Here is a 12,620-nt window from a genome sequence, read left to right on the forward strand (position 1 = left end):
GAAACAGCGTTTTCTCTTCTTCGTAGAAGAGAAAATTAGCTAGGATCTACCAAGAACAATGGTTGATCGTATTCTACTGGCTGGGCATCATTAACCAAAATCTTCACGATCTTACCCGAAACTTCAGATTCGATTTCGTTAAACAATTTCATGGCTTCAATGATACAAAGTACTTTACCTGTTGTTACTTCATCACCCACATTGGCAAACGATGGTTTGCTAGGGCCCGCTGAACGGTAGAATGTGCCGATCATCGGTGATTTTACGGTGATATATTTCGAGCTATCGTCTGCCGCTGGTTTTGCTGCAGCCTGTGGTGCTACACTCGCTGATTCAGCAACTGCAGGTGCCGCACTTGGTGTAGCAACTGGTGCTACTTGAGGTACAGTGGCAGTTACATAAGTAGGCTCTTGATTCGTTTTGATCGTAATCTTGAAATCCTTCTCTTCGATAGATACTTCGTTTACTCCAGACTTGGAAACGAACTTTATCAAATCTTGCACTTGTTTGATATCCATGCTCATAGTCTCTTCTATTTTATAGTCTTGTTTGTAGTTATATACGATATTATTTTGGATCGTATGCCCATTTTAAATAAGCCGCTCCCCAGGTAAATCCACCGCCGAAAGCTGCCATTATTATATTATCACCTTTTTTCAATTGGCTTTCCCATTCCCACAGACACAATGGAATTGTGGCGCTGGTGGTATTACCATATTTTTGGATGTTTACCATTACTTTCTCCTCTGGTAATCCTGCACGTTCTGCCGTGGCATCGATAATGCGCTTATTGGCTTGATGCGGAGTTAACCAGTTGATGTCTTCAGAGGTGAGGTTATTTTTATTCATGATCTCCGCAACGACATCTGCCATATTAGTCACCGCGAATTTAAATACGGTACGACCCTCTTGGTAGGCGTAATGCATCTTCGCATCTACGGTTTCGTGCGATGCTGGATTAAGCGAACCACCACCTTTGATATTCAGAAATTCACTGCCCGAGCCGTCTGTTTTCAAGATAGCGTCTTGTAAACCATAGCCAGTCTCATCTGGCTCCAGCAATACACAACCACAGCCATCGCCAAAAAGAATACAGGTATTCCGATCTTCGTAATTGACGATAGACGACATTTTGTCGGCACCTACTACCAATACTTTGGTATACTTTCCTGATTCTATAAATTGGGAAGCCGTAGTTAGTCCGAACAAGAAGCCAGAACAAGCCGCTTGCAAATCGTAGCCCCAGGAATTGGTTGCACCAATTTTATGTGCAACAATATTTGCTGTCGCTGGAAACATCATATCGGGTGTACTGGTACACACGATGATCAGTTCAATGTCTTTTGCAGTAATACCTCTTTTTTTGAGTAAGCCTTCAATGGCAGGAACCGCTAGGTCTGATGTTGCTTTACCTTCTCCTTTGAGGATGCGTCTTTCCTTGATGCCGGTACGGCTTACAATCCACTCATCATTAGTGTCTACAATGGTCTCCAGTTCCCGGTTTGTCAACACATAATCAGGAACGTACCCATTTACAGCTGTTATTGCAGCACGGATTTTTGACATGCTTAGTTAGTTAATTGCAGACTTGATTCGCTCGATAAATTGCGAGGATATCATATCTCTTGATTGTAAAACCATATTTTTGATCGCTGTTGGCGTAGATATACCGTGTCCGATAATCACTGGCGCATTGACACCCAATACTGGGCTGCCACCGTAACGCTCATAGTTGAAACGATCAAAAAACTCATCCTTGAACCCCTTCTTCAACGTAACCACATAAAATGATTCCGCTAATTTCAAGATAACATTACCTGTATATCCATCACACACAAACACGTCTGCGTGATCAGAAAATAAGTCTCTCCCCTCTGCATTGCCGATGAAATTTATTTTTTCATTTGCTTTAAGCAGGGGATAGGTGCTGGTGGTCAATAAATTCCCCTTCTCTTCTTCTTCGCCGATATTTACCAAACCTACACGTGGTTTTTCAATACGCAAAACATGTTCGGCGTATAGGCTGCCCAAAATTGCAAATTGATTGAGCATTTCTGGTTTGCAATCTGCATTTGCACCCACATCAAGCAATACGCTGGTGCCGCTTTTCAGTTGTGGTACATTGGTTGCAATCGCAGGGCGTAATACACCAGGAATGGTTTTGACACTAAACATAGAGCCAACCAACATAGCGCCTGTGTTTCCTGCAGAAGCGAAAGAATCAATCTTTCCGTCTTTCAGAAACTCAAAGCCTTTTGATATAGAAGAATTAGGTTTTTGGGTGATTGCTTTTGTTGGATGTTCGTGCATGCTGATTTCATCAGGTGCATGAACGTAGTCAAAAGCAGATATGTCACCACCGGCGTTTGAGATAAGTTCTCGGGTTTTTTCTTCATCCCCAAAGAGCACCAAGCGTTGGTCACTTTGAAGGTTTTGCTGAGCATCAATAGCTCCTTGTATCGTAGAGTTAGGGGCATAGTCTCCCCCTAGTACGTCTAAACCAATCTTCATTCGTTATTATTTAATGAGTCAATAATACGAAAAAACATCCCAATGTACAGGGAATAAATCGAATTAATCGCTGTCATTGGGATGTTTCGGAGGTTCGTTAGATCGCGGCTGTGTTCTCGATGATCAATTTACCGTTATAATACAAGTTGCCATCAACTGTGTACGCGCGGTGTGGCAAATGCACTGCTCCAGTTTCTTGACATACTGTCAAACCTGGTTTCTCCGCTTTATAATGCGTTCTTCTTTTGTCTCTTCTTGACTTAGACATTTTACGTTTTGGATGTGCCATCTCGTATGTGTGTTTTTAGTTATTTTTAATATTCTTTAAAGCTTCCCAGCGAGGATCTACTTTTTCCTCGGTTGATTCATTTTTTATCGCATTTTCGTCTGCCAGCTGTTGCAGCATTTCCGGATCACATTGTATGTTCTCCCCCTGCTCACTACATTTTGGGTAGTGCGGTACGCATACATTAATGTACTCATACAGCAAGTTAGAGATGTCGAATTCGTAATCATTGTGCGATAAGACAATGATTTCATCCGACCCTTGATCCCATTCATCGTGTGTGAATTTGACAATCGCACGTTCCTTTGTGCTTAATGGTGACTGAAACTCCTGCAGACATACATCGCAAGTAAGTGCGATGTGACCGCTGATGTCAAAGTTCGTGATCAGCATATTCTCCTGCTTTTGTAATTGTACAGTTGCAGTGAGATTACCTTTCTTCACTAAGGAGTGATCAAAACATGCAAAGAACGCCTCATCAATATCAAACTCGAAATTGTGCTTACCAGCCGAAAGGCCTGAAAATGGTATTTTATATTTTTTTAAATACTTCACAATCCAGTATTTGAGCCTGCAAAGATAATAGTTAAAACTATAGATTGCAACTCTTTTTTAAAACCTTTATTGTTCTTCGTCTCCGTAATATTTTTCGCCTAACTTGATCTTTTCCCGACCAGTCTCCATGCGCCACTTGTTGGTGTCGCGTAACGAGTAGGCGCAACCACAGTATTCCTGCATATAGAAGCGCTCGCGCTTGCTAATCTCTAGCATGCGCACGCCGCCTCCTTTTTTGCGCCAGTTGAAGGTCCAATAGTCCATGTTTTCGTGGCGAGATGCGGCTTTTACGCCACAATCATTAATCTGATCCATGTTCTTCCAACGTGATATACCTAGCGAACTGGAAATTACATCGAAGCCATTCGCAGCCGCATATTCTGCCGTTTTCTCGAAGCGCATATCAAAACACATGGTACAGCGAATGCCTTTTTCAGGCTCGTTTTCCATGCCTTTTGCCAAGTCAAACCAATGATCTACATCATAATCTGCGTCGATAAATGGAATGTTATGTTTTTCTGCAAAACGGATGTTTTCGTCTTTACGTATATCGTATTCACTCCGTGGATGAATATTCGGGTTGTAAAAATATATGGTAAAATCAATGTCCGATGCAATCAAGGCTTCCATCACTTCGCCGGCACATGGGGCACAGCAGGAATGCAATAGCAGCTTTTTTCCAGCATTAGGTAGACTGATCTTTTCCCGAACGAACGGTTTATTTTCCATAAGGACAAAGTTACCGACTTCCGCCCACAATCAAAAATTATTACCACGAAATGCCGTTTCATCAAACAGCCTGTAACTCGTTTAAGCTACAGGCTGTTTGATGAATATAGTTATATTATGCTATGAGCCGATTATTCTTCGCCCTCTTTCAAGGCACTTTGATCCAAATCAACGCCAGTAACTTCTGCACGAATCTTTGCTTCCAGTTCATCCATTAAATCAGGATTATCCATCAACAGGTTTCTTACCGCATCCCGACCTTGACCAAGCTTGGTATCCCCATAGCTAAACCAAGAGCCTGATTTTTTTACAATACCATATTCTACACCGAGATCAATGATTTCTCCAGATTTGGAAATACCTTCACCAAACATAATGTCGAATTCTGCGATACGGAATGGAGGGGCTACTTTGTTTTTAACAATCTTCACCTTCACGTGGTTTCCGGATACCTCATCGCCATCTTTGATTTGTGATGTACGACGAATATCCAAACGTACGGAAGCATAAAACTTCAAGGCATTACCACCTGTAGTGGTTTCTGGATTACCAAACATAACGCCGATTTTCTCCCGCAACTGATTGATGAAGATACAACAGCAGTTGGTTTTGGCAATTGTACCGGTCAGTTTACGTAAGGCTTGTGACATCAAGCGTGCTTGTAAACCCATTTTGGAATCGCCCATTTCCCCCTCAATCTCGCCTTTCGGTACCAATGCTGCTACGGAGTCAATGACGATTACATCAATGGCACCAGAGCGAATCAAGTTGTCGGCAATCTCCAAGGCTTGTTCACCATTATCTGGCTGAGAGATCAATAAATTCTCAATATCTACACCTAATTTCTGTGCGTAATATTTATCAAAAGCATGCTCTGCATCGATAAAGGCAGCAATGCCCCCTTTTTTCTGTGCTTCCGCTACAATGTGGGTGGCTAATGTAGTTTTACCTGAGGATTCAGGCCCGTATATTTCGATTACCCTTCCTTTGGGTACGCCACCAATACCTAAGGCGATATCCAGACCTAGAGATCCCGTAGAAATGGATTCAATTGGCTCCACGGCAGAGTCGCCTAATTTCATAACGGTTCCTTTACCGTAGGATTTCTCTAGTTTATCTAAGGTAAGCTGCAACGCTTTTAATTTATCTGAATTGCTCATTGTAATGGTTTTAATTAGTCAAATATACGCACAAAAGTGATGTGTACAAATAAAAAATACTAAAATAATTAGTTTATTTTAGGCTTGCTGTCGTGCTTGGCTTGCCAAAGTTTTTGCTGAAATACTGACAAAAATACGTGATGGGACAAATTTCACACTTTGGCTTACGTGCTAAGCATATATAACGTCCATGCAGAATCAGCCAATGGTGTGCTACTGCAATGGTTTCTTCCGGCAAATTCTTTACTAACTGCTTTTCTACCGCCAATGGCGTCGTGGCCTTTTGGGTCAATCCTAATCTATTTGCCACGCGAAACACATGGGTGTCTACCGCCATGGCCGGTTTGTCATATACGACCGACGATATAACATTAGCCGTTTTGCGACCTACACCTGGTAGCTTGATCAGGTCTTCGATCTTCTCAGGAACTACACCGCCAAACTCGGCCAATAACTTTTGGGCCATACCGACCAAGTGTTTGGCTTTATTGTTTGGATAACTGACGGATCGAATATAGGTGAATACTTCTTCCACAGAACTGGCTGCCAGCGACTCTGGCTCTGGAAAGCGCTCAAATAACGCCGGCGTTATCTGATTAATCCGTTTGTCGGTACACTGTGCAGACAAGATTACCGCCACCAATAGCTCGAAGGGGTTGGAATAATGTAGCTCCGTTTCTGCATCTGGATTATGTGTAGAGAAATAGTCAACGAAAGCCTTGTATCGATCTTTTTTCAGCATAGACAAAGATAATTAATAATATCCTTATTACTTTTACCCTGCTTATATCTGGATTGCGCATTAGTTCATGAACTGCGATGCCACGCTGTTTCTCCTTGTACGCAATCCGGCTAAAACCGAAAACTGATCACCATTGGCAAAGAAAGAAAAGAAGCAGACTCCCTTAATGCAGCAGTATAATACGATCAAGGTAAAGTACCCAGGTGCTTTATTGTTGTTTCGTGTGGGGGATTTTTACGAGACATTTGGGGAAGATGCCATTAAAGCGGCGGGAATCTTGGGCATCGTGCTCACTAAACGGGGCAATGGCTCAGAGTCGGAAACGGCTTTGGCGGGCTTTCCTCATCATTCTCTGGAAACCTATTTGCCGAAGCTTGTGCGTGCTGGGCAACGTGTAGCGATTTGCGATCAGTTAGAAGATCCAAAGCAAACGAAAACGATCGTGAAACGGGGCGTCACAGAATTAGTGACTCCAGGTATATCATACAGCGACAACATTGTACAGCAGAAAGCCAATAACTACTTAGCTTCTGTATTTGCCGATAAAAATAACTTTGGAATTGCTTTCTTGGATATTTCCACGGGCGAATTCTCGGTGGCACAAGGGCAAGCACCTTATATTGATAAGTTATTGCAAAGTTTTAAGCCTACGGAGGTCATTCTGCCCAAGAAGCAGTTTAATGATTTCGTAACACACTTTGGTAATTCCTACTATACCTACACGCTGGATGAATGGCCATACACCGGCGATTATGCTTCAGAGGCTTTATTGAAACATTTTGAAGTGAATTCCCTGAAAGGGTTTGGTATCGAACGTCTATCAGCGGGTATTACGGCTGCAGGTGTTGCATTACATTACCTCAATGAAACGGAACATCGCAATCTGCAACATATCTCACACATTGCCCGGATAGAAGAAGATCGTTATATGTGGCTGGATCGCTTCACCATCCGCAATTTGGAGCTCATTGGCTCTGCCAATGATAATGCGATCACCCTTTCGGATGTACTGGATCATACAGCTTCGCCTATGGGTGCACGTTTATTAAAGCGTTGGATTATCATGCCGCTTAAAGACCAGAAATCTATTCAGGAGCGCCTCGATGTGGTCGATCAATTCGACCAAAACCGAGCGCTGCGCGACGAGCTGGTGAAAGAGATTAAGCAGGTAGGGGATCTGGAACGCCTAATCTCTAAGATTGGCCTGCTGAAAGCAAATCCGCGCGAGGTGATCCAGTTGAAAAGAGCACTCTACGCGGTCGAAAAGCTGAAGGAAAAAACGGACTTGCCAAACTCAGCATCCTTACGCATGATCTCCGAGCAACTCAATAATTGTCTGATCATTCGTGATAAAATCGAAAGGGAAGTACAACAAGAGCCCCCAGTATTATTGCAAAAAGGCAATGTGATCGCCGATGGTGTGGATGAAGAATTAGATAAACTCCGAAAAATCGCTTTTGGTGGCAAAGGTTATTTGCTGGAAATTCAACGCCGCGAAGCGGAAGCAACGGGTATTCCTTCGTTGAAGATTGCCTTTAATAATGTGTTTGGATATTATCTAGAAGTGACCAATACGCATAAAGATAAAGTGCCAGAAGGCTGGATTCGTAAACAAACGTTGGTCAATGCTGAGCGCTATATTACAGAGGAACTTAAAACCTATGAGGAGCAAATTTTAGGAGCAGAAGAAAAGATTCAGGCGATCGAAAACCGTATTTATCAAGCGCTTCTGTTGGATATTGCCGAATACATTAAGCCGATCCAACTCAATGCGCAATTGATTGCGAAGTTGGATGTGTTGTTGAATTTTGCGATTGTGGCAGAGCAAAACTTTTATGTGAAGCCTCACGTGAACGACGGAAAAGCCTTGGATATCAAAGGCGGGCGCCACCCTGTTATTGAAAAAAACCTACCAGTAGGCGAAGATTATATTACGAATGATACCTTTCTAGACCAGGAATCGCAGCAGATCATTATTATTACCGGCCCCAATATGGCGGGTAAATCTGCCCTATTAAGACAAACTGGATTGATTGTACTGATGGCGCACATTGGTTCATTCGTGCCAGCCAAGGAGGCTAATATTGGTCTAGTAGATAAAATATTTACGCGTGTGGGTGCGTCGGATAACCTATCTTCTGGCGAATCGACTTTTATGGTGGAAATGAATGAGACCGCCAGTATTATGAATAATCTGTCGGATCGAAGTTTAATTTTGTTAGACGAGATCGGTAGAGGTACCAGTACCTACGATGGCATCTCTATTGCTTGGGCTATTGCCGAATACTTGCATCACCATCCCACTGCTAAAGCAAAAACACTCTTTGCCACGCATTATCATGAGCTCAATGAGTTGACGACATCTATGCCGCGAATCAAAAACTTTAATGTGTCGGTGAAGGAGTTGAATAACAAAATCATTTTCCTGCGTAAGTTGGTGCCGGGCGGATCGGAGCATAGCTTTGGTATACATGTAGCCAAATTAGCCGGAATGCCAAACAAACTATTGAGCCGAGCTAACGATATCTTACGCCGACTGGAGCAGGAGCGTACCGGAGGTGAGGATATTAAAGACAGCATGCGTAAAATCCAAAAGCAAGCGTATCAACTGCAAATGTTTGCCATTGATGATCCAGTGTTAGAGAAAATACGGGATATGCTTAATAATCTGGATGTGAATACGCTAACTCCGGTAGAAGCACTCATGAAGTTGGACGAGATCCAGCGTGTGCTTAAGCATTAAAACCACTGTTGGGTATTCATTTATAACAAGAAAGCTGGCATCATTAGGATGCCAGCTTTCTTGTTATATCGTATGTTCTAGTTTAAAACTTAAAGAATAACTCGAAACTCACATAGTCTGATGCAATGGGAGTAATCAAACGGCTATCGATGCTATATGGAGAATAATGATACTGGATCTGCGCACCAATGAAGCTTGTTCGACCGACGTGTTGCATAGCGGAAACGCCCGTAGATAGGTTGAAGGTTTGCGGTCTGGTAATGTATACAGGTGCACCGTCACCATAGGACAAATAGAGCGATCTATTGTAAGACATCTCATACGCTAACCCAGCCTTTCCGAGCATCAAAAACTTGCCCGCATCGAAAAATTTATACCCGGCCGAACCGCCAAACATATAGGTCGTTAGTGGTTCCAATTCGTCTGGCAACGTACTATTTGGCTCCGATTGATATTCGAAGATACGGGAGTTTCTGGCTGGTCGATATTTAAAAAATCCATCGAAAACCCAATCATTTGCTAGTGGACTGATAAATGAAAATCCGTAAATAGGTAGATCGTTATAGACCGGGTTGGTTGCGTTTAAGGGCCGGTATAGACCCGCACTCATGGCAAATCCCCAACCACCTTTATATAACTCTACCTCCTGCATTTTTTCCATTCGCGTCACCGGCTTCTCTTTCTGCATGCGAATGAGGTAAGTGCTTATGTGGTCGGAGAAGAGATAGGATATCGCCTCTTCTGTTTCATTTAAATTGTATAGGTCCGAACCGATAATCGCGGTGGCTTTCACTTGAGTCAACGAATCTACACTATGACGTAGTGGCACATAATGATAAGTGGCCTTGTTCTTTCTGTAGATATTTTGATAATCGTCTTCTGAAGCATCATCCCATCGAATCATGAGCTCATTGTCCTTTCCCTGCTGTAAGTAGTCTCTAATCAATGCATTTGTCGGCTGCTTAAGAATAAGTTGGCCAATGATACGGATTCGTTGTGTGACTTCATTCGGCCCGCAATTACTTTCGATGGTTTGCAAAACTTGCTCCATCGCAGTAAAGTCATTGTTATTCAATAAGCTGATAATTTTGGGGAGTGCAGCTTCCGTTACTTGTTCGCAATTAGAAGCTTGAGTTGGAATTTGTTGTGCTGTGGCCGGCACAGCTAGTGCTAGAAAAGAAATACATAAAACACTATATAGCGTATATAGTTGGTGCATAGAAATTTTGTTGTTTGAGGAAAAACTAATATTTAGACATATAAACTTCCAAAAAGTTTAAGCAAATATACGAATGTCTGCACTGGCTGTAAAAATGTATTTTTGCATTTATGAGTGTTTTTCGCTTTAAAGCGTTTTCGGTAGATCAGACGGGCTGCGCTATGCGCATCAATACGGACGGGGTGTTGCTTGGTGCTATTACAGATGCCGAAGATGCGAATACGGTGCTAGATATTGGTACAGGTACAGGTGTTATTGCATTAATGCTTGCGCAACGGTTTGCTCATGCGCAGGTGATAGGTCTGGAGATTGATGAATCGTCCGCTGTTGCCGCTACAAAGAATGCGGCGCAATCTCCTTTCTCGGATAGAGTGCAGGTATGGCATGGTACTTTTCAGGAGTTTGAGCCCGCGAATCCGATTGATATGATTGTGAGTAATCCGCCTTTTTACATCAATACACTTCACAATTCGGATGTTCGCAAAAAACAGGCACGGCATACTGATATGGCTTTCTTTGAAGATTTGTTACGTTATGCACAAGCCCATTTGTCTTCTACAGGCGCTATGGAAATGATTCTCCCTCCCGAATTATCCGATGCTGTGATCGCCAAAGCATATGAACTGGGATTCTTTTTGCAAAGAACTATTGCCGTTTCTTCCTTTGCTGACTCACCTTGCATCCGTTGCATCATCCGCTTGAGCTTACAGAAAGAGGAAGTTCAGACACAGCGTTTGAATTTTGTAATCTACGAATCCAAAGGAGTATATAGTGCCGCTTATCGAAAACTGCTACAACCTTTCTTTCTCGCTTTCTAAGACGTATCTTTAGGGTTATGAAAATTGGCTTGCTTTCGGATACCCATAGTTATTTAGATGATGCGGTTTTTCATCATTTCGCAACATGCGATGAAATATGGCATGCGGGAGATTTTGGTGAAAGCAAAGTCGCAGAGCAGCTTGCTGCATTCAAGCCTTTTCGGGGTGTTTATGGTAATATCGATGGACAGGATATTCGCCAAACGTATCCAGAGCATCTGCGTTTTACTTGCGAAGAAGTGGATGTGTGGATGACACATATCGGTGGATACCCCGGCAGATATGCACCGGCGGTAAAAGCAGCTATACAACGGAACCCTCCAAAATTATTTATCAGCGGACATTCTCATATTCTGAAAGTCCAGTATGACCCCCGATTACAATTGTTGCACCTCAACCCAGGTGCGGCAGGCAGACAAGGCTGGCATAAAGTGCGCACCCTGATGCGTTTCGATATTACCGGAGATCGTGTGGAGAATATGGAGGTGATTGAACTAAACGGTCGCTAAAAAACTGCCTATAAACTATCTCGAACTTCCAATAAGAAACTCTTTAGTTTTTCGAGCGACTCGACGACGCGCTGATTTTCACGGGCTTCATTTTTATTCTGACGCAAAAACTCACGAGCTCCCTGCAAGGTGTATCCTTTGTTTTTCACCAGATTGAAGATAATCTTTAGGTTGGAGATATCTTCCTGCGTGAAAAGGCGATTGCCTTTTTTGTTTTTCTTGGGTTGAATGATATCAAACTCCCGCTCATAAAAACGAATTTGGGAAGCATTGACGGCAAACATGCTGGTCACTTCGCCCATCGTGTAATACAACTTATTTATTTCGCGCTCTTTGTATGGCATGGCCGGTGTTTCTATCAATAACAAACTTAATGAAAGTTGTCTATATATTCAAGTGGGGAAATAGGCGCTGAATAGCACATAGAAAAGGGCACTTCATAAAGCGCCCCTGTCTTATATCAGAGAGAAAGTATCCTTAGTTCACGTGGCGTAAGAAGGTAGCCAATTTGGTTTTCAGCTGTCTACGATCGACAATAAAATCCAAGAAGCCATGCTCCAATACGAATTCGGAAGTTTGGAAGCCTTTCGGCAAATCTTTTTTAATAGTTTCTTTAATTACTCGCGGGCCAGCAAAGCCAATCAATGCACCAGGCTCTGCGATATTGATATCACCTAGCATGGCATACGATGCAGTCACACCACCCGTAGTTGGATCTGTTAGCAAACAGATATAGGGTAATTTTGCTTTACTCAATAAGGCTAGTTTGGCAGAAGTTTTGGCCATTTGCATGAGTGAGAAAGCTGCTTCCATCATTCGAGCTCCGCCAGATTTTGAAATCAACATAAATGGAATCTTGTGTTCTAAACAGTAATCAATCGAACGCGCGATCTTTTCTCCTACAACAGAGCCCATAGAACCGCCAATAAAGTTAAAATCCATACAAGCCACCACAATGTCTTGACCTTCTATTTTTCCGTGGCCGCAGCGGATAGCATCTTTTAGACCTGTCTTAGCCTGGCTTTCCAATAGTCTATCTTTGTAAGGTTTGCTATCTACAAAGTTAAGGGGATCACCAGCCTGCATGTTGGCGAATAATTCCTGGAAGTCATTATTGTCAAAAAGTATGGAGAAATATGCAGCTGAACCTATCCGGATATGGTAATCGCAGTATTGACAAACGTAGCTGTTTTCTACTTGCTCAACATTTAGAAGTGCTTTTTTGCAGTTCGGACATTTGTTCCACATGCCATCCGGCGCTTCTTTCTTATTTTCCGTAGCAGTAACGATTCCTGCAGTACTTCTTTTAAACCAACTCATAGCAATTTTTTAAACGAACTACAAAGAA

Annotated in this window: 14 protein-coding genes; 3 read left to right on the forward strand and 11 right to left on the reverse strand. The window is 42.6% G+C overall.

The window, feature by feature from the left end:
* Positions 1-35 precede the first annotated feature (35 nt).
* The 8 genes from accB to nth form a co-directional block, all read right to left on the reverse strand.
* The gene (gene accB, locus M8998_RS13755) at positions 36-524 is read right to left on the reverse strand and encodes an acetyl-CoA carboxylase biotin carboxyl carrier protein (RefSeq protein ID WP_249993784.1); all 489 of its coding nucleotides are present in this window, start codon (positions 522-524) and stop codon (positions 36-38) included.
* A 43-nt stretch (positions 525-567) separates the two neighbouring features.
* Positions 568-1,566, reverse strand: coding sequence for a beta-ketoacyl-ACP synthase III (locus M8998_RS13760; RefSeq protein ID WP_249993785.1), 999 nt, complete (start codon positions 1,564-1,566; stop codon positions 568-570).
* A 6-nt stretch (positions 1,567-1,572) separates the two neighbouring features.
* Positions 1,573-2,511 carry a phosphate acyltransferase PlsX gene (plsX, locus tag M8998_RS13765; RefSeq protein ID WP_249993786.1) on the reverse strand — a complete coding sequence of 313 codons (939 nt, stop codon included), beginning with the start codon at positions 2,509-2,511 and terminating at the stop codon, positions 1,573-1,575.
* A 97-nt stretch (positions 2,512-2,608) separates the two neighbouring features.
* Positions 2,609-2,800, reverse strand: coding sequence for a 50S ribosomal protein L32 (rpmF, locus tag M8998_RS13770; RefSeq protein WP_249993787.1), 192 nt, complete (start codon positions 2,798-2,800; stop codon positions 2,609-2,611).
* Positions 2,801-2,815: 15 nt separating this feature from the next.
* Positions 2,816-3,352, reverse strand: a complete 537-nt coding sequence (locus tag M8998_RS13775) for a YceD family protein (RefSeq protein WP_249993789.1) — start codon at positions 3,350-3,352, stop codon at positions 2,816-2,818.
* Between the two features lie 66 nt (positions 3,353-3,418).
* Complete coding sequence (locus M8998_RS13780; protein WP_249993790.1) at positions 3,419-4,081, reverse strand: epoxyqueuosine reductase QueH; 663 nt, start codon at positions 4,079-4,081, stop codon at positions 3,419-3,421.
* Between the two features lie 131 nt (positions 4,082-4,212).
* A complete protein-coding gene (gene recA / locus M8998_RS13785) occupies positions 4,213-5,241 on the reverse strand; it encodes a recombinase RecA (protein WP_249993791.1) in 1,029 nt (342 codons plus the stop codon).
* Positions 5,242-5,314: 73 nt separating this feature from the next.
* Positions 5,315-5,983 carry an endonuclease III gene (gene nth, locus M8998_RS13790; RefSeq protein WP_249993792.1) on the reverse strand — a complete coding sequence of 223 codons (669 nt, stop codon included), beginning with the start codon at positions 5,981-5,983 and terminating at the stop codon, positions 5,315-5,317.
* Between the two features lie 133 nt (positions 5,984-6,116).
* Between nth and mutS the strand changes: the two genes are divergently transcribed.
* Positions 6,117-8,726, forward strand: a complete 2,610-nt coding sequence (gene mutS, locus M8998_RS13795) for a DNA mismatch repair protein MutS (RefSeq protein WP_249993793.1) — start codon at positions 6,117-6,119, stop codon at positions 8,724-8,726.
* 82 nt (positions 8,727-8,808) lie between these two features.
* On the opposite strand, the gene M8998_RS13800 is transcribed toward mutS, so the two are convergent.
* Complete coding sequence (locus M8998_RS13800; protein ID WP_249993794.1) at positions 8,809-9,945, reverse strand: hypothetical protein; 1,137 nt, start codon at positions 9,943-9,945, stop codon at positions 8,809-8,811.
* Positions 9,946-10,055: 110 nt separating this feature from the next.
* On the opposite strand from M8998_RS13800, the gene M8998_RS13805 reads away from it, so the two are divergent.
* Positions 10,056-10,763: a tRNA1(Val) (adenine(37)-N6)-methyltransferase gene (locus M8998_RS13805; RefSeq protein ID WP_249993796.1), complete on the forward strand. Its 708-nt coding sequence runs from the start codon at positions 10,056-10,058 to the stop codon at positions 10,761-10,763.
* Between the two features lie 17 nt (positions 10,764-10,780).
* Positions 10,781-11,272, forward strand: a complete 492-nt coding sequence (locus tag M8998_RS13810; RefSeq protein ID WP_249993797.1) for a metallophosphoesterase family protein — start codon at positions 10,781-10,783, stop codon at positions 11,270-11,272.
* 8 nt (positions 11,273-11,280) lie between these two features.
* Here the strand turns inward: M8998_RS13810 and M8998_RS13815 are convergent, their stop codons facing one another.
* Together M8998_RS13815 and accD are read right to left on the reverse strand one after the other, a co-directional pair.
* Positions 11,281-11,616 carry a MerR family transcriptional regulator gene (locus M8998_RS13815; protein ID WP_249993798.1) on the reverse strand — a complete coding sequence of 112 codons (336 nt, stop codon included), beginning with the start codon at positions 11,614-11,616 and terminating at the stop codon, positions 11,281-11,283.
* A 133-nt stretch (positions 11,617-11,749) separates the two neighbouring features.
* Complete coding sequence (gene accD / locus M8998_RS13820; protein ID WP_249993799.1) at positions 11,750-12,592, reverse strand: acetyl-CoA carboxylase, carboxyltransferase subunit beta; 843 nt, start codon at positions 12,590-12,592, stop codon at positions 11,750-11,752.
* Positions 12,593-12,620: the final 28 nt, after the last annotated feature.

The sequence above is a fragment of the Sphingobacterium sp. lm-10 genome, assembly GCF_023554555.1.
Classification (GTDB): domain Bacteria; phylum Bacteroidota; class Bacteroidia; order Sphingobacteriales; family Sphingobacteriaceae; genus Sphingobacterium.